Raw genomic sequence first — 17,764 nt, forward strand, 5'->3', positions numbered from 1 at the left:
TTATCCCTTAATCGAGCCGAGCAGCATGCCCTTCGTAAAATGCTTCTGCAAAAACGGATACACGACCAGCACCGGCAAGCTGGCGAAGACGACCGCGGCCATCTGCATCGTGACCGTGGGCACCTGATCCTCCGCGTTCTCCAGCGGCTGCTGGGACAGCATCAAAATTTCGCGGACGACCACCTGCAGCGGGAACAGCGACCGGTCGGTCACGTACATGATGGCGCTGAAGAACGAGTTCCAATGTCCGACAGCGTAGAACAGGCCCACCGTAATCATAACGGGCAGCGACAACGGCACGGTCAGCCGGAACAAAATGCCGAACTCCTTCGCTCCGTCGATGCGCGCCGATTCGAACAGCTCCTCGGGCAATTGCTCGAAAAAGCTTTTCATGATCAGCACGTTAAAGCTGGAAACCGCTGTTGGCAAAATGAGCGACCACAAGCTGTCGATCAGTCCAGTCGCTTTGACAACCAGGTAAGTCGGAATGATGCCGCCGCTGAACAGCAGGGTGAACACGATCATGAGCATGAAGTAGCGCCGGCCCGGAAGCTGTCTGCGGCTGAGCGGATAAGCGAGCAGCGCGGTCAGGATCAGGTTGATCGTCGTACCGATAACCGTAATGTAGACCGTGACGCCGAGCGAGCGCGGAATCGCCGACGTGCCGAGCAGCTTCTTGTAGGCGCTGAACGTCAGCTCTTTCGGAATCAGCACGTAGCCGCCGTGACGCAGCACTTCGGCGAACGGGGTCAGCGACACCGAGAATACGTAAAGCAAAGGGACGACGGCGGCGAGACCTACAATCGCCAGGACAAGGTAACTGACCGCCACGAACCATTTGTCTCCCGTGTTGGTCACCATATGCTTTCCCCCCATCGTTTCGCGAAACGGTTCGACAAGTAGACGAGGATGAGCCCGATGGCCGATTTGAACAGGCCGACAGCGGAGGCGAGGCTGTAATTCCACTGTTGAAGCCCGGTCCGGAACACCCAGGTGTCAAGAATGTCGGCAACCGGATAGACGTGAACGTTATACAACACGTAGATTTGCTCGAATCCCGCGTCCAGCATATGCCCGAGCCGCAAAATCAGCAGCAGGACGATGACGTGCCGGATGCCTGGCAGCGTAATATGCCATACCATGCGCAGCCGGCTGGCCCCGTCGACGCGCCCCGCCTCGTAAAGCGTCGGGTCGATGCCGGCGATGGCGGCCAAATAAATAATCGCGCCCCAGCCGAGATTTTGCCAGATTTCCGAGCCGACCAGCACGCTGCGGAACCATTCGGTCGAGGACAGGAACGGCACCGCCTTGAAGCCGGCATCGACAAGCCAACGGTTGACGACGCCCGAATCCTGCGACAAGAACATCAGCAAAATGCCGTAGATGATGACCCAGGACAAAAAATGCGGCATATAGCTGAGCGTCTGAATGAGCGATTTGAACCAGCGTACCCGGCATTCGTTCAGCAAAATCGCCAGTATGATCGGCGGCACCATGCCGAACAGCAGCTTGTAGACGCTGATTAGGAACGTGTTGGTCAGCAGTTGGGCGAAATAGGGAGACTCGTAAAATTGCTGAAAATATTTGAACCACGGGTCCGCCCAAGGGCTGCGCAAAATGCCTTCCATCATGTCGAAATCTTTGAAGGCGATAATGACCCCATACATCGGTACATACTTGTAGATCAGGTAGTACACGACGCCGGGCAGCAGCATCAAGTAAAACTCTTTGTACGCCCATAGCCCTTTGAGCCGTTTGTGCAGCCTGGGTCCGGCTGCCGGCGAAGCGGGGCGCTTCGCATCCATGGTGTGATCGGGCTGCATCGGATGTCACTTCCTTTCCCGGAAAACAGATTGTCGTTTTGCATCTGACGGGCAAAACACGTAGATTTAAGCTTCGGCCACCACTTACGGACGCTGGGACTAGAGAACTTGCCTGGCTAGCATGCTGCCCGTAAACACTTCCTTCGAGGCGTTGAAATTCATGTACAGCCCGCCGGCAAATTCCTCGTTCCAGTCGTTCCGGGATTCCCGGCCGAGATCGTACGGAACGCCGGAGGCAGCGGCGAAGTCGCCCTCATACGTGGCGTCGATAAGGCGTCAGCCGTTATCCAGTAAGCGCTTTCTTTGTTTGCGATCCAAAACCTCTAACGCTCGAAGCGCCTCCTTTTCCAGCTGCACGGAAGAGCTCTCGTCATCAGGCCGGCGATATGGACCGACGGGTCCAGCTGGACGGTCCGCCGGCCACTCCGGGCTGCGGTAATCGCCGCTCCGACGCCACCGGGCGCCGCTCCGTATAGCGCCACCTCGTAAGCTTGCCTGGTCATGAAGCCTGTTCCTCCTGCTTCTGTTCGGTAGTGGGATGATCGCTTGCATGTTCTTGTAATAACGATAACACCCATGCCGCAACCGCATAAGGAACATTTTTTGTGTGCCGATAGAACAAATTTGGGGATATGTTCGGATTGATCTTCAGCAGCCCGGACGAAACTTGCGCCGCGACCGACCCGAGCAACGCAACCTGATCGACCCCTTGGCTAACCTGATCAATCCATACGCCGAACAAGACCGGCTCGACCATCCGGAGCACCGATCCATGGGGCGTCCGTTCAGCTCGAGCCGTGCCGGTATTCGTTGGGCGTGCGTTCCGTCCAGCGCTTGAATATTTTAATAAAATAGTTGGTGTTCGGAAAGCCGACCCGCTCGCCGATCTCCGACACCGGCAGCACGGTTTCCTCCAGCAGCTTCTTCGCTTGGCCAACCCGCGCCTGCTGCACGTAATGAATCAGCGTAACGCCGGTTTTCTTCTTGAACAGGCTGCTGAAATAAGCTTCGTCCATCGTCACAAGGGCCGCCAGTCCTCTGAGCGTCACGTCCTCGTGCAGATGGCGGTGGATGTACGCAAGCGCCTTGTCGATCTCCGGATGGCCCGTCACCGGCTGCGCGCCGGCCGTCCAGCGCTCGGCATACCGTTCCGCCCGTTCCAGAAGCCGTTCGCCCAAGGCGCGGTGGGTCGTGCAGCCCAGCAGCGAATCCGCCGGTACTCCGCCATGGCCGGCAATACGGGCAAGCGTCCGGTCGATACGGACCGCAGTCTCCTTGACCAAGGCCATCGGCAGGCGCTGACGTCCGATCGCGCTCCAGCCGGAACGAAACCGGCTGCGGAATTCGTCCATATGGCGCTGCTCGAAGCTTTGAATCCATTCCCGTTCCGTCTTCCAGTCCAGGGACGGCGCTTCCTCCGCTGCCGCCCCGCCGGATGCCGGCACGGCAGCCCCTCCGACGGCGCTCTCGTACCAGTGCCGGTCAAGCGCCCTCAGCGTCTCTTTCCAGACGCGCAGCACGTCCCGGGGGGCGGAAACGGGCGAGCACGCGAACGCCCAAGGCGCCGCGGCCCCATTCGCCCTGCGCCCGACGGGGCCGGATGCCGGATTCCAGACGAACACCGTCGTTTGCCCGGAATGGGGAAACAAATGCATGACGGTCCGGCTGTCCGTTGAGACAAGGCCGAGCTTGCGGAAGTCGTCAAGCGTAAACGGCTCCTCCCCGTGCAGGAACGATCCGACCCAGACGGATGCATACGGCTTCCCGTCGGCGTCTGCGAACGACATCGCGGCTGCTGCCGGCCCCTGCCCCGTGGCGGCTTCTCCTGACCCGCCTCCATGTATAGCCTGCCACATCTGCCCGTAAAACCGGACGAACGATTCCGAAACCTGCTGCGACCGTATCCGCAAGCTTCCTGCAAGCTCCCGGTCGACCTTGGACAGCGCCTCCCCGAGCGACTGCTTGTTCATCGAAAGCTTCAGCAAATAGCCGGAAGCGCCGTATTCCAGCGCCTGACGGGCATATTCGAATTCGTTCATGCATGTCAGCATGACGAAGCGGCAGTCCAGCCCTTCGCTCCGCGTCTGCTTGAGCAGCTCGATTCCGTCCATCTCCGGCATGATGATATCCGCGATCACGAGATCGGGCGCCTGCTCCCTCATCCGCTCCAGCGCCTCCCGGCCGTCGCCGGCCTCCGCCGTTATCGTGAAGCCCATCTCCTCCCAGTTCACAAGCTGCCGGAGCGATCGTCTGACAAACACTTCGTCTTCAACGAGCAGCACTTTCCACATCGCGGACACCTCCTTCGGAATAAGGCGCGGATACGAGCAGAGGGAAGCTTAGCCGTACGCGCGTCCCTTCGGACAACGGCTCGATGTCCATCCTCGCCTCCTGCTTGAACAGCAGCTCGAGCCGTTCCCTGACGTTATTCAGCCCGATGCTTTTGCGCTTGCGGGCGGCGTTCTGCGAGGCCGCCGGATTCCAGCCGACGCCGTTGTCCTCGACCTCCAGAAAGCAGCGGCCCGCCTCGGCATAGGCGCGAATCCAGATGATGCCCGCCCGGTCTTTGTGCGACAAGCCGTGGAAGATCGCGTTCTCCACGAGCGGCTGCAGGCTAAGCTTGGGAACGAGCGCATAGGCGAGCCGTTCGTCGCATTCCCAGCGCACCTCGAACGTACGGTCGTAGCGGAAAGACTGAATCGACACGTACGCCTCGGTCAGCTCCCGTTCCTCCTGAAGATGGATCAGGTCGGCCTCCTCGTTCAGGCCCGTTTCCAGCAGCTTGCCGAGCGACACGCAGATGGCAGCCGTCTCCTCGTCTCCTTTGCTCAGCACATTCCATTTCACCATGTTGAGCGTATTGAGCAGGAAATGCGGGTTCATCTGCGACAGAAGCATTTGGAAGCGCACCGCCTCCTTCTGCCGTTCCTCCGCTTTAAGCCGGCGCATCAGCGCCTGCAGGTCGCTTACCATCTGGTTGAACGCTTGCGCCAGAGCGAGCAGTTCCCCTTTGTAATTGCCTGTGAACAAATGGGTCATCAACTGCTTGTCGGCCACCTCCGCCATTTTCTTCTGCAGCAGCCGCAGAGGACGCGTCAATGTGGAAAGGATCAGAAACGTAATGACGACGAACAACAGCGTGAAGAGCAGGAAGCTGGTCACCATCCGCTCCTTCACCTCGGCGATATTGCCGAAGAACAGCTCCAGCGGGAACCGGCCGGCCAGCGTCCAGCCCATCGCGGGCAGCGGCATGGCGTTATATAAATAAAACCCTTCGATACGGTGGAAGCTCTCCTCTTGCCCGTGCAGGCCGGACAACGTCGCCAGCAGACGCACCTCCGTCAGATCGCCGGTTCCGCCGAGTATCGTTCCGTCGCCGTCGAGCATGTAGAAATCCTGGGTAATGGGAAAGCTTCTGGCCATGGAGGACAACCACGCCTGCACGTCGATGCCGATGCGGATCAGCCCGATCGGCTGGCCGGCGCTATCGCGGTACGCCGAATACAGCACGATCAGGCTGGAGCTTTTGCTTTCCTCCACGCGCACGTCGGATTCCTCGTAAGGCGCCCATAAGTAAGCTTCGGTGCCGTTCTTCAGATCGGCCAGCTGCGGCCTGTTCATCTGTTCCTCGTAGCTCAGCGGCTTCCTCGGTACATAAGAGGCGTACTGGCGGCCGTTGCGGTCGAGCAGCGAATAGTAGACGAAGGGGGACGAAAGCGTCTTGCTTCGGAGTTCGTTCCACAGTTCGTCCATCCGCTTGATTCGGTCCGCTTCGCCAAGACCGTCGCTGCCGTCAAGCAGCCCGGCCACGGTCGGATCCATCTCCATGCGGACGGCGATGCGGAACGCCGTGGAACGCATATCCTCGAAGATCAGCTTGAGCTGCTCCAGCTGTTCGGTGTTTTGGCGGACGATCTGCTCGGTGAACGATTCTTCGATCTGGGAAACGCTGTGAAAGTTAAGGAACGAATAGGGGAGCAAAATAAGCAGCAAAAATACGAGAAACAGCCGGTTTTTCAGCGATGAGAAGGCGAAGAAGCCGAGCTTGTCTTTCAAGAAGCACACCTCCGTCGTGTAAAGTTCGCGTGCAGATAAGTTTGAGGGTAGCATGCCTTGCGCAATTGCGCCAGTCTGTTTTTTCGGACTATTCCGGTAAATCGGAAGCGCTTTCTCTTCCTTCAACGTAATGCAGCCGGTCTTTCCGATCAAGTTTTAATTTAGTTGAAATTATAGAGAGGAGAATTCAAATACCGCAATATGGAAACAGTAAGAAACACATGGCCCACGAAGGAGCGATCTTTATGCCCAATTCTCATGGAACATTTACCAAAAAACCGCCTGCCGTAACGTTCGCCCAAGTATTGCTTTATCTTGCGGCGCTGCTGAACGTCGGTAACGGCATTTACTCCCTTGGCAGCACCGATGCCGTCAAAACCGCGATCTGCATCGCCATGATCGTGTTCGGCATTGCCGCCGCTTTCGTGGCGTCCCGGCTGAACAAGCCCGATCCCGCCCGGCGCCAGGCGGCCATCGCGTTGTGCGGCGTGCTGATCGTTCTACGGATCGTGGAGTTTGCCGTCTGGTCCAGCATCGGATTTTTGCTCGGTCTGATTTTGCCGGTCCTCGTCATCTGGAGAGTAAGCGGTCCCGAAGCGAAAGCCTGGTTCCGGTAACGGAAAAAGACGCCTCCCCAACCCGCGAAAACAAGCGGAAAGAGAGACGTCATTCGTTTGCCTATGGCTGGATTTCGTGCAGCTCGAGATCGTCGATCCACGCGTAATCGTTAGCCGTCTGGCTGATCGATCCGTAAATGCCGATGGCGACGGCGTTCGGCGCGGCGGTAAAGATCAGCTCGACCTGCTCCCAATCGGTATGGAGTCCCGCCGCCTGCCAGGTGTAGGAGATCGTGCCGTTGCCGGCCTTCAATTGTCTGACGCCCAGGGAGACGGCTCCTGCGGTTGCGTTGTTCTTGACCCATCCGCGCAAAGCATACGTTTTACCCGGTACGACCGGTACGAAGCTGGCCGAATTGGTCAATATCGTGTTGTTGGCGTTGGCCGAGTCCGGATTCATCCGTACGGAAGCCTGGCCGCTGTGCGCTACGTTTCGGTCCCACGTATTGCTGTTCAGATTCCAGCCTTCCGGTTGACTCGTGCCCGGCTTGAGAAGCTCGAAGCTAGGGTTGACGATCGGGTTGCGGTCGATCTTCACCGGCAGCGGCAGCAAGTGCCGCACGAGACCGTCCGCCGAGACCGCGATCGTCAGTCCGTATATGCCCTCGTCGAAGGAGGACGGAACATTAATGCTGCCTTGTATCGTCTTCTCCTCATAAACCGCCAGACTGACGGTTGCGGGAAGGGTTACGCCCAGCGGTCCCGCTTGGCTGTAGGTCAGCCCGACCGTCACAGGATGCGCGGAGACGTTTTTCAGCTTGACGGTGAACGGGTAGCTGCCGGTGCCGCCCGCTTGGATCGAGCCGGGAGACAGCTTCGCCTGTACCGGAGACAGCACCGCAAGCCGGGCGGCACCGCTGCGGACGAGCGGCTGGCCGTCGTACGAATAGCTCAACTCGGCCGCTATCTCATAAACCGAGGCCGCTACGGAAGCCGGAACCGCGAACGTTTCGGTGTAACTGGAGCCCGTTCCCGCCGTCAGCGTGCCGATCGTACGCTGCACGTCGGGCTGCTGAAACGCCGCCGGCAGACGGAGATCGAGCCGGGCGTTCTGCACCATCTTGCTCCCCGCGTTCGATACGCGAACATGCAGAAGCCAGGAATCTCCGGATGCGACTTGCCCCGGCGTGGTCCACGCTTCGAGCAGGATCGTCGAGCCGGCGATCGGAGCGACAATCCCTCCGATTCGCTCCACCGCCTGCTTCAGCTGCGCTCTCTTGCCGCCGAGCGCCGCATCCGTCTGCGAATCGAGCCAAGCTTGCATCTGCGCCAGCTGCGTCACGGCCGCTACGGCGTCGTCGGTCGCCGCCTGCTCTACCGGCTGTGCCGCATCCAGCTTCTGGACGAGCGTCTGAAGCCGTGCGCCAAGCGAGCCCGTCAGCGTCTGCCAATCGGCGGCGGAGAGCAGCCCGGCAGCAGCGGCATTTTCCGCGACCGCCCGGCCGGCTTCGGCTTTGAACGAGGTGATGCGGAAGACTTGCGCCTCCTCCGGCCCGAGCCGCGCCGTCAACGCATTTCCCCACGTTCCCCACCGGTCATGCGCGCCGCCGTACACCCTTTCCACCACACTGCCTTTGGCTGCGAACGGAATGTCGACCGTCCGCTCTTCTTTCCTAACGTTCAAAGCGACCGCATACGTCTCGGCGCCAAGATGCCAGACACCCCATTGCGTATCGGCGCCAATGGAGAGATCGGCCCGCGTTCCTTTCAACGTCAAATCGGAGATCAGCTTCATTTCCGCGCTGAAGGCGGTCAAGCCCGGCCACAGGTCCGTTTGCCGAAGCTCCCAGTTCGGATCGTGCAGCGAATAATAGCCGATTCCTTTCGCTCCAGCCAACAGTGACTGGTAAGCCATGTTGCGTACTTGACCCACGGTCGGCTGATCGGTCAGCGGGCGGTAAGTCTGCAGCAGCGTCCATACCGGCTGAACGCCCCCCGTCGCCGTATAAGCCTCGCGAATCCAGTCTCCGACCCGTTCGATCTGCGGCGCCGGCAGCGCATACGGATAAACGTCGGTCGTAAGCACGTCGGTCGCTTGCGCGCTGGACCCGTAAGCCGCTTTATCCGATTCGACGATGTAGGCCGGGTGAACGGAGTCGATCGAGCGTACGAGCCGGTATACGTCCAGCAGCGCATCCTGCGAAATTCCGTTAATCGTCGGCTCATCCATGATCATCCAGGTCAATACCGCGGGATGCGACTTGAACTGCGTGACGATGCTCTGGATGGTGCCGAGCTTGTCGGCCGCGTCGAAGTACAGAACGACCATTGCCTTCAGCCCGTTCGCCTGGGCGGCATCCAGCGTTGCTTGCAGTTGCGCCGCATTCGACGTGCGAGGCCCCTGCACCGTATTGACGCCGAGCTGGTTGAGCAGCGGATAATCGTCCACCCCCGCGTGGTAAGCGATCACCGGGAAGAACGGCTCACCGTTTACGGTCAGCGTCCGGTCGGCCCGGATCGCCGATGGCCGGTTCCAGCGGTAGAGCGTCTGCTCCTTCTGCGAACGAATCGTCCCCGTCGCCTCCTTGAACACCGCCTCGATCCGGTAAGGGCGGCCCGTCGTCATGACGGACGGATCGAAGACGACGTCCATCGCCGCGCTCGCCGCCAAGCCGCTGCGCGAGAATACCGGCGCGCCTCCGGCTGCGTCCGTGATGCGCACGTCGACCGTCCTTCCGGCGAAGAGGCCGTCGTCAGGGAGCAGCTCCAGCAGCGCGTGTCCGGCGGTTTGCTCCGAATAATAGTTCAGCCGGTCGGGCTTCAGCGTCAGCTCCGGCTTATCCCGTTTCTTGACGACGGATGCGTCGTCCAGATAGACGGTTCCCGTTCCGTACAAACGATAGTATGCGAACATGTACCGTGCTCCCGCAGGGGCTTCCGTTTCGGCCGCGTATATGTGCCATTGGCCGTCCAGATGAGCGGCCGGAGCTTTGAACGGGTAACCGCCGAGGCTCGTTTTCCCGTCTATGTCGGCGTAATATTCGATCTTCATGCCGACTTGGCCGGTTACGGCGCCAACCGCCTTAAACATGGCGGCCACCTCGTAGGCGGCGCCCTCCTGCACCTGCACCTTTTGCATAATCCACGGGTTCGCGCTCGTCGCCGCCTCGATGGATATGCCATACGAGCCGCTGTAGGCGGCTGCGGCAGCGGCCTTTGTCGTCGCGCGTTGGGCGACCGGAATGTACCAGACGTCCGGAAGCCCCCCGACCAGCTGCTCGAAGCCCGGGTTGACCAGCAGATTGCCGGCAGGAGGCGGATCGGCCAAAGCCCGCTTCGGGTACACTGCCGAAACCGTTTGCAGCAGCAGCAAGCAGACAAGCAGCATCGCGAATGCATGTTTCTTCTGAATCATAACAATCTCCTCCTGATCGCTTTGCTCCGGGCAAAGCTGGCGTCGTCAAACGTGAGCGGAGACGATGATGCGTACAAAAAAACGGAAAGCCAAGCAGGGCGAAGGGAGCGGCCCAAGTCGTTTCGACGATTCCGGGTGGACTAAACGGCTCTTACCTGCCGGACCGATCAAGAACGGTTTACTTGCTGCCCGACTTCGCGGTTTCGATCGCCTTGTTGGCTTTCTCTTCGGCTTCACGCAGCGCGCTGGCCACGTCCTTCACTCCCGAAGCGGCGTCGGAAAATGCCGCGTTCAGAGCGCTCGACAACGCATTCTGGTATTTGGTCAGCGTAATCGGCTCGGCGAACTTGTCCGGGATGATCGCCTGAACGTTTTTGCCTTTAAGCGCCGGATTCGCCGTGCCGAATTCGTTCTTATAAGCGCTCTTTTTAAGCGCGGGCACGATTCCGTTGTTGATGTACGTCTGCTGCACTTCTTTGGAGGTCAAATAAGCCAGCACCTTAAACGCTTCGTCGCGATGGGTGCTCGTGGTCGCCACGTTCAGGAACACCGGGTACGGACCGGAGCCTACCCCCGGCTTCTCCTTGTAAACCGGCAAGCCGACGACGTCCCAATTCAATTGCAGCAGCAGGTCGCTGTACGATTGCCCGCCTACGGACGCGAACATCGCCACCGTCTTGTCTTTGTAGAAAGGCGTGGACGGCGTGCTGATCGTCGTTTTGTCGAATTCGTTGCCCGGGATGCGGTAGAAGCGGATCAGGTTGTCGAATACTTTTTTCCAATTGTCGTTGCTAAGCGCAGCCTTGCCGGTCTTCGGGTCGATGAACTCCTGGGACAGCTGGTTCATGCTGGCGATGTGGCTGAAGGAGGCGAGGAAGCCTTTATACTGCACGCCTCCGTCGGTGCGCGTCAGCTTCACGGCCAGATCGTAAAGCTCGTCCCAGGTCATGCCGTCCTTCGGGTAGGGGACGCCGAATTTATCGAAGATGTCTTTGTTGCAAAAGATCGCGGAAGCCGGAATTTTCAGCGGCAGCCCGTACAGCTTGCCGTCGCCGGCTTTGCGCAGCATTTCCACGGCGCTCGGCTCCAGTTGCGACAGGTCGTATTTGTATTTGGCGATCAGGTCGCTGACGTCTCCGCCAAGTCCGGTATCGGCCAGATCGGCGATCGTTCCTGCGGAAGAGCTGATCAGGTCCAGTTTGACGCCTGACGCGATCAGCTCGGACAGCATCGTTCCTTTTTCCCGCGAGTACAGCTTGAACGTCACATTCGGAAATTTCTTCTTCACGACGCTTCCGACGTCTTTATCGAACATCTCCTGGGTATACCCCGACGAGTTCTCGTAATACGCCAATTCTACCGGTTTGTCGATTGCGGTCAGATCGTTCCCGCCCTTGTCCTTCTGCTCGGCTTCGGTCTGAGGGGGCTCCTTGGAGGACGAGGTGGAACCGCCACAAGCGGTTAATGCCAACAGCACGCTTGCCGTCGCCAGCACGGCCGTCCCTTTGACCGCGAAACGTCCTGCCCGACGCCGCGCCGCCGTGACCGCGCCCGTTTTTGCCGCGGGACCGCTCTGTTCCATCCCTTTCTTGTCGCCGGCTTTGCCCGAAACCGCTCCGTCTCCTTCTTCTGCTGGCGCCTCTCCAACCGTTCCGCTGTCTACAGCTTCTGCGGCCCGTTCCGGCTCCGTCCTCTCCTCCCGCTTCGCGCTCCTCCCCCCGCTCTCCCGTCTTGCCGGCAAACGCTTTCTATGCATCCCCGTCTCGTCCGTCGTTCGCCCAAATTCGTTGTGCTTCAATGTCGCTCTCCCCTTCGTGTGAAATACTGTAATCGATTACTTAACTCCATTAATAACACATCTGTTTTTCCGAAAACATGAAGTATATAATATGGGCATGAACAAAATTGCTGACTTGGAGTGAAACGATTGCCTCCTACCGGACAAAGATCGCAGGTCAGAGTGACGTACGCGGATTACGCCTATCATTACGAGCGGTTTCGGAGCCACAAAAGACGCAGCAAAGGGTATCATATCCGGCTGCAGGTGGAAGGGCAATGCCGGCTTTGGGTGAATGGACAATGGTTTCTCGCCGCGCCGGGAGACTTGAGCTTTATGCAGCCGGGCGATACCGTCCAGGTGGAGTTCGACGGCGATCCCGGCGGCCGGGGCAAGCGACATCTGATTAGCGGCAGCTACTATTTGTCGTGCGGAGGCGAATGGCTGGAGCAGTGGTGGAGGCAAACCGAACGGCCGGTTGTCGTGAACATTCCTCTTCATCAAAACGTGCTTTCGATCCTTCAGTCGATCGTTCTCGAGCATAGGATGACGAAAATCGGTAGCGGAGACAATGCAACCGCTTACTTGCTCAGGGCGCTTTGTCTTATTCTGGACCGCGTAGCTGCGGAAAGCTTGACGGGCAAAGAAAACGAGCTGCTTCAAATCGCCCAGCGGATGAAGCATTACGTCGCCGAGCGGGCAACGCTGCCGATGCGCGTCGACGATGTGGCCAAGCATGCGGGATTGAGTCCGTCCCGGGCGTCGCATCTGTTCAAATCGGTGTTCGATCAGACGATTATGGAATATGCGATGGAGGTACGCCTGTCGATCGCTTGTGACAGAATGAAATTTACCGCCATGACGCTGGACAAAATCGCCGAGACGTCCGGCTTCGGCAGCTACACATATTTTCACCGCGTGTTCCGCGCGAAGTACGGCATGTCCCCGACCCTTTACCGGCAAAATAAATGAAAAAGCAGCATTCATGACTATAATGAGCCTATCTCCAGCGTAATGGAGATGAGACCGGTCCTGACTTTCTATCCGATTGGGGACAGCGCGTTCACGCTGTACAAGGACCAGACCACGAAAGCGGGGATCCTTGTTGGAAGTGACTACTCGCCTTGGAGGCTGGGCAACCATAGCGTATGGGGGGGCAATCCGTACCGGTGGACTGATTTCCATTCCGGACACAGTACGTGAAGCAGCCCGTTGTTGCCTGCTCTTGCTCATATGCTGGAGCAATCGCCCGACCACGATGTCGCCGCACTGCTCGACCGGATGTGCGCGTTCCAAGCCGTTTCCGTGCAGCCAAACGGACAATACCGGTTTATCGGGTTCGAAAGCGGCGAGACGTCGAGCAATGCGCTTATTCATACATGCGCTCCACGCATGAGGAGCCGTATGCCGTCCGATCGGCAGCCGCCGTCCCGTGCCTTGGAAGCGAATAACAACCGGACTAGCAGGATATTACACGCTCCGGCACACTCCCTTTGAACCAGCCGTCCATTTTTGACCGGACAGCGGGAAACAGAGGGAGTTTTCCTCGTCTGCAGATGGTTACAGGTTCAATCCCCCCGGCGTAGCCCCCAGTACTTGCGGTAGACCCGAATAAAATGGCCAGTGTCGCGAAATCCGGTCGAGGCTGCGACTTCGGCGACTTTGCCCCCGCTCTGCATCAGTTGTTTCGCGTACGTCATCTTCTTCTCCAGCACATAATCGGAGAAGGATACGCCCGTCTCCTGTTTAAACAATCGGCTCAAATGCGACGCATTCACATGCAGCCGCTCGGCCGCATCGCTTAGCGTGAAAAATTGCTCCTTCATCCCCTCGTTGACCATTCCCGTCAAGCGCTGCACAAGCGGATGCATAGACGAATTACGCGCATTACGCGAGTACGCCGTCACTTGCTCCGCAGCCTGGAACAGCAGCAGGCGGCTTTCTTCCCGCGACGTCATGGTCTGCAGGCGCAAAAACTGCTCGTAGTTGGCGTCCAGTACATCCTTCATCGCCCAGTCTTTGCTCTTCATGAAGCGAACCAGCAAGCCGCTCAAGTACAAATAGTAGGCGTGAATGTCATCCTCGTCGCGAGCTTGCCCGGTTCGCTCCTTCAGCAGCCGCTCAAGGGCGCTCCGGGTTTTGTCCCAGTCTCCGCGCTCGAGTCCGATCTCCAGATGCTTCTCGCCGCCATGGGAGCCGAGCGACGGCTCTTTCTCGCCTGCTGTATGGGACGTCCGCTCCGTTTCTTTGCGTGCGGGAGCATCCGATTTGCCCCGGATTGCGCCAGTCCGGCCGCGGCTCGGCTCCGAACCGTGCGTCAGTTCAATTTGTACCCGCTCCGCAGCCGATTCCTCGATATGCAGCTGGACGCAGCCGGACAACCGGTCGTAAAACCAATGGAGAGAGGCCGTCGCTTTTCTCGCCTTGCCCGCTTCCTTGTACTCTTCTTCGTTTACGGTCACCCGGGAAGGCTTCTTGTTCGTGTAAACGAATAGATCGTAGCTGCGCTTGGCCGGCATCCCGGAGTACTGCCCGACCCGCCGTCCGACCCGCACGACAGTCTGGCCTTCCTTCGAATCGCACGTATACGAGGTGGTGGCGACGGCTCCCGTCAAGTAGCCGAATGACGTCCCGTCGTCTTCATACAGCGTATATTCACTGAATCCGTACGGATACACGTGCAGGCTCATGCGGGCAACCGATTTTTGCCCGATGTAATCCATTTCCGGCCACATCGGCACAATCGCCCCGGCACGCAAGAACAACGGCCCTCCGACATATTCCGGCAAATCGCATTCCAGCTCCTGCGATCCGCGATGTCTCTGTCCCGACCAGTAGTCGATCCATTCCCCCGCAGGCAGATTCACCCGGTTGGTGAAAGCGGCTACGAGAAAATCGCCGCCGAACATGTACTGTGTAAGGTGGTTGGCAAGGTCGGGATCATGCGAATAGACGAGCGGCATCGCCCGAATCATCGGCATCCCGGTAAGCGCAGCCGTATGGGCGGCCGAGTAAATGTACGGAATGAGCCGGTATCGCAATTTGGCGTACTTTTTGAAAATATCGCGCAAGTGGCTTTCCAGCAAACAAGGGTGCCGCCAGTAGGCCCAACTGTTTACTTTGCACCAGGATTGAAAGAACCCGAAATGAATGCTCTCCGGGGAATGAATATTCATTTCGTTCGCTACGTGATGCAAACCGGACAGACTATCATTCAAAATGGCAATCAGCGTCCGTTGTTCGCCCTGCTGATCGATGCCGCCCTTAAACAATGCCGCATACTGCTGAATGCCCACAAACGACTCCGCCGAATAGATCATCGGACGAAGACCCGTCTGCTCTCTAAAGCCGTCATGCATCTGTTTGCTAAGCAGCACCGGGTACAGCAGTTCCATCTCGTGCGTCATCATGCCGTTGCCCCACTGTCTGTCCGGGTAAAGGTGCCCGATGTTGCTCTCGCTGAGCTTAAACGATTTGACGCCCTGGTCGACAAATTTCTTCAAATGCTCATACCAGGCTTCCGCCTGAACCAGCCTATCATCGTCCCCCGTTCCGTCATCGTCCTGTTCCGTCCCTGTTTCCGGAAGCCGTTCTTGGCGCAGTCGAAGCTCCTCGTATACGCTAAGATCGTAATCGCAGCACAGCCAAAGACTGAGTTTGAAGCCCATGCCTTCCAGTGTTCCGATAAAGGTATGCTGGCCTTTCGATGACCAGTTCGGAATGAAAAAACGCTGCGGATGCCAATTTTTAGAAGTCGAACGATCGTACTGCTTTTCCATCCAATTCAATTCCAAGCCGACCATATCGCATGGAATGCCTTCATGGCGAAACTTCAGCACGTCCTCGATCGCCTCGCGCGCGTTCGACTGCTGATTGCAAATAAAAGTCAAGCCGTACGCCCAGATCGGCAGCAGCGTCGGGCGGCCCGTCAAACTTGTGTACTGGTCCAGCAACTGCGGGTAACCGTTACCGGCAAACCATACAAAGTCCAGTTGAGATTCGGGCAAGATGAAGCTCAACTTGTCCGGGTCCGTGCAGCCGAGATCCACATCATGTTGGAGCGTCGTACAAATAAACAGCCCCCAGCCCAAACTGCTCATAACGAATGGAACCGGGGAACGAGTCTTTTCCTTGGTTGGGCGAATGCGGGTAGTACGGCCCCGTTTCATGATCGTTTCCCGCGATTCGTCGCCAAGCCCGTAAAACCGCTCATCCGGCGCGAGAGTAATTTCAGCGCCAAGCTCTTTAGTCGTATCGGAAAAAACCGGGTTTATCGATAACCTATGGTGGGGATAAGAGATCGTAACTTGACCGCTCGAGCGGTCGGCCCGCAGGACGATTTTTTCGGTCCGGATCGTAACCGCATCGTCGTCTTCCGTCATCGTACAGGGTGTTTCGTGCGCCGGGAACCGGACGATGCCGTAACGGACAAGCGCTGTCTCGGGAAAATCGTCCCGTTCGCACATTCTGATGCGAAACATATCCGGAGCCAGCACTTGTATACGCATATAGCAGGTTCCCACAGGCATTCGAAATTGAACGCAAGTCCGTTCATTGAGCAAGGCAAGTACCCCTTACACGTGAATTTTTTAAGATTATATCATAATTCGTTGACATTCTCATGAGATTACCATGCACTGCAATCAAACTCCATTTCATCGGCAAGGCCTGCATCGTATACTATTTTTAAGCCAATATCGTACTATACGAACAGACGGGGGTAATGACGATGATGACAATGCGCAAGTTAATGTATGCGTTTACTATTTTGTCCGCTGGGGCAATTGCGTTAACCGGTTGCGGTAGCAGCACGAGCACGGGGTCCACGGGAAATACGGACAATTCCAATCCGCAAAGCGGGAAAGCGGTTCAGCAACAGCCGGACACTCAAAAACCGGCCGAGCTTTCGATATACTTGAACTCTTCGAACAAACAGGAGTTCGACGAGCTGCTGGCTCCTCTTATTAAAGAGAAATTTCCGAATTACACGTTGACCGGTATTGAATCGAGTTCGAAAATGGGCGATCTCGTCGCCTCCGGGAATGTACCAGACATCATCATCGGCACAAAGGGAACGATCCCGAACACGATTCTGGAGTTCGGGCTGGATCAAGACTTGTCCGAGCTGATCAAAACCAGCAAATTCGATTTGTCCCGAATCGAGCCCACTTACCTGGATACAATGAAATATTACACAAGCGGAAAAATTATCGGCCTGCCGCTGAACGCCCCAGTATTCGCACTTCACTACAACAAAACGCTGTTCGACAAGTTCGGCGTTGCGTATCCGAAAGACGGCATGACGTGGGACGATGCCTATGAAATCGCCAAAAAACTGACAAGAAATGAAGGCGGCATTCAATACCGCGGCTATAGTGAACGCTGGCATCAAATGTTTATGGAGTTCAACCAGTTCAGCCTGCCTTACCTCGATGCGAAAGAAGACAAGGCAGCGGTCAACACGGACCAGTGGAAGACGCTGATCGAAGGCTTCGTCCGCTTCTACAAGCTCCCCGGCCTGTCGTTTGACAGCAAGACGGGATATACGGAAGAGGATTTGAAAGTATTCGCAACCGGCACCTCCGGCATGCAAATTTTTGCCCAGCCAGAGAAGTTCACCACCTTCGAATGGGATATCGTCTCCGTGCCTACGTTCAAAGAAAAGCCGAACGGCGCGCTATGGGGAAGCCCGCGCTTCATGTTCATTACGAACGCAAGCAAAAACAAAGAAGCCGCAATAAATGTAGCCGCTTACATGACGTCGGATGAAGTGCAGGCGAAGCTGAATCGCAAAGGGCTTGCGCCCGTGTTGGCCAAAATTACGCCCGAGATGAAACAGACGTTCAACCAAGACAGCACGTTCTACAAAGGCAAAAACACAGCTGCGTTCCTCTACAATAAGCCGGCCGCGGAGCCTCCTGCAAGAGCCCCCGGCCTGGTCAACTTCACGAAGGCGCAAGGAATCCTGATCGCCGAAGTGCAAAAGATGTTTACGGAAGGATTGCAAGTAGACGTCAACACTGCGCTGCGCACAGCCGAAGAACTGATCAACAAAGGCATCGCCGAGCAGAAGGCATCCAAAAAATAATCGTCGATTCTGACCGCGTAAGAAAAGCTTCGGATCGAAGAGGTTGCT

General features: G+C 57.6%; 13 protein-coding genes. 3 read left to right on the top strand and 10 right to left on the bottom strand.

Annotated features, from left to right (window positions below):
- The 7 genes from ABD796_RS05545 to ABD796_RS05570 all read right to left on the bottom strand — a co-directional run bounded on the left by ABD796_RS05545 (window position 1) and on the right by ABD796_RS05570 (window position 5,879).
- A complete protein-coding gene (locus tag ABD796_RS05545; RefSeq protein ID WP_344904041.1) occupies window positions 1-861 on the bottom strand; it encodes a carbohydrate ABC transporter permease in 861 nt (286 codons plus the stop codon).
- Window positions 855-1,805: an ABC transporter permease gene (locus tag ABD796_RS05550; protein WP_379121121.1), complete on the bottom strand. Its 951-nt coding sequence runs from the start codon at window positions 1,803-1,805 to the stop codon at window positions 855-857. The genes ABD796_RS05545 and ABD796_RS05550 overlap by 7 nt, the downstream gene beginning before the upstream one ends.
- Window positions 1,806-1,922: 117 nt before the next feature.
- Entirely contained in the window at window positions 1,923-2,093 is a 171-nt protein-coding gene (locus tag ABD796_RS35600) for a hypothetical protein (protein WP_379121124.1), read from the bottom strand.
- Window positions 2,094-2,146: 53 nt separating this feature from the next.
- Window positions 2,147-2,326 carry an FAD-dependent oxidoreductase gene (locus tag ABD796_RS05555; protein ID WP_344904044.1) on the bottom strand — a complete coding sequence of 60 codons (180 nt, stop codon included), beginning with the start codon at window positions 2,324-2,326 and terminating at the stop codon, window positions 2,147-2,149.
- Window positions 2,323-2,580, bottom strand: a complete 258-nt coding sequence (locus ABD796_RS05560) for a hypothetical protein (protein WP_344904047.1) — start codon at window positions 2,578-2,580, stop codon at window positions 2,323-2,325. Before ABD796_RS05560 ends, ABD796_RS05555 begins: the two co-directional genes overlap by 4 nt.
- A gap of 28 nt (window positions 2,581-2,608) precedes the next feature.
- Window positions 2,609-4,114, bottom strand: coding sequence for a response regulator (locus tag ABD796_RS05565; RefSeq protein WP_344904050.1), 1,506 nt, complete (start codon window positions 4,112-4,114; stop codon window positions 2,609-2,611).
- Window positions 4,092-5,879: a cache domain-containing sensor histidine kinase gene (locus tag ABD796_RS05570; protein WP_344904053.1), complete on the bottom strand. Its 1,788-nt coding sequence runs from the start codon at window positions 5,877-5,879 to the stop codon at window positions 4,092-4,094. The genes ABD796_RS05565 and ABD796_RS05570 overlap by 23 nt, the downstream gene beginning before the upstream one ends.
- A gap of 245 nt (window positions 5,880-6,124) precedes the next feature.
- On the opposite strand from ABD796_RS05570, the gene ABD796_RS05575 reads away from it, so the two are divergent.
- The gene (locus ABD796_RS05575) at window positions 6,125-6,496 is read left to right on the top strand and encodes a hypothetical protein (RefSeq protein WP_344904056.1); all 372 of its coding nucleotides are present in this window, start codon (window positions 6,125-6,127) and stop codon (window positions 6,494-6,496) included.
- Between the two features lie 61 nt (window positions 6,497-6,557).
- On the opposite strand, the gene ABD796_RS05580 is transcribed toward ABD796_RS05575, so the two are convergent.
- On the bottom strand, window positions 6,558-9,851 hold the full coding sequence (locus ABD796_RS05580) for a carbohydrate binding domain-containing protein (RefSeq protein WP_344904060.1): 3,294 nt from the start codon (window positions 9,849-9,851) through the stop codon (window positions 6,558-6,560).
- A gap of 178 nt (window positions 9,852-10,029) precedes the next feature.
- A complete protein-coding gene (locus ABD796_RS05585) occupies window positions 10,030-11,649 on the bottom strand; it encodes an ABC transporter substrate-binding protein (RefSeq protein WP_344904063.1) in 1,620 nt (539 codons plus the stop codon).
- Window positions 11,650-11,778: 129 nt separating this feature from the next.
- On the opposite strand from ABD796_RS05585, the gene ABD796_RS05590 reads away from it, so the two are divergent.
- Entirely contained in the window at window positions 11,779-12,600 is an 822-nt protein-coding gene (locus tag ABD796_RS05590) for a helix-turn-helix domain-containing protein (protein ID WP_344904066.1), read from the top strand.
- Between the two features lie 596 nt (window positions 12,601-13,196).
- On the opposite strand, the gene ABD796_RS05595 is transcribed toward ABD796_RS05590, so the two are convergent.
- Window positions 13,197-16,136, bottom strand: a complete 2,940-nt coding sequence (locus tag ABD796_RS05595; protein WP_344904069.1) for a TIM-barrel domain-containing protein — start codon at window positions 16,134-16,136, stop codon at window positions 13,197-13,199.
- Between the two features lie 221 nt (window positions 16,137-16,357).
- Between ABD796_RS05595 and ABD796_RS05600 the strand changes: the two genes are divergently transcribed.
- Entirely contained in the window at window positions 16,358-17,716 is a 1,359-nt protein-coding gene (locus ABD796_RS05600) for an ABC transporter substrate-binding protein (RefSeq protein ID WP_344904072.1), read from the top strand.
- The last annotated feature ends 48 nt before the right edge of the window (window positions 17,717-17,764 follow it).

This window comes from Paenibacillus hodogayensis (assembly GCF_039536325.1).
Taxonomy (GTDB): domain Bacteria; phylum Bacillota; class Bacilli; order Paenibacillales; family NBRC-103111; genus Paenibacillus_AB; species Paenibacillus_AB hodogayensis.

Bases quoted from the DNA above. Each gene is read 5' to 3' on its own strand.
- ABD796_RS05545 (WP_344904041.1), bottom strand. From the start codon at position 861: ATGGTGACCAACACGGGAGACAAATGGTTCGTGGCGGTCAGTTACCTT.
- ABD796_RS05550 (WP_379121121.1), bottom strand. From the start codon at position 1,805: ATGGATGCGAAGCGCCCCGCTTCGCCGGCAGCCGGACCCAGGCTGCAC.
- ABD796_RS05555 (WP_344904044.1), bottom strand. From the start codon at position 2,326: ATGACCAGGCAAGCTTACGAGGTGGCGCTATACGGAGCGGCGCCCGGT.
- ABD796_RS05560 (WP_344904047.1), bottom strand. From the start codon at position 2,580: ATGGTCGAGCCGGTCTTGTTCGGCGTATGGATTGATCAGGTTAGCCAA.
- ABD796_RS05565 (WP_344904050.1), bottom strand. From the start codon at position 4,114: ATGTGGAAAGTGCTGCTCGTTGAAGACGAAGTGTTTGTCAGACGATCG.
- ABD796_RS05575 (WP_344904056.1), top strand. From the start codon at position 6,125: ATGCCCAATTCTCATGGAACATTTACCAAAAAACCGCCTGCCGTAACG.
- ABD796_RS05580 (WP_344904060.1), bottom strand. From the start codon at position 9,851: ATGATTCAGAAGAAACATGCATTCGCGATGCTGCTTGTCTGCTTGCTG.
- ABD796_RS05595 (WP_344904069.1), bottom strand. From the start codon at position 16,136: ATGCGTATACAAGTGCTGGCTCCGGATATGTTTCGCATCAGAATGTGC.
- ABD796_RS05600 (WP_344904072.1), top strand. From the start codon at position 16,358: ATGATGACAATGCGCAAGTTAATGTATGCGTTTACTATTTTGTCCGCT.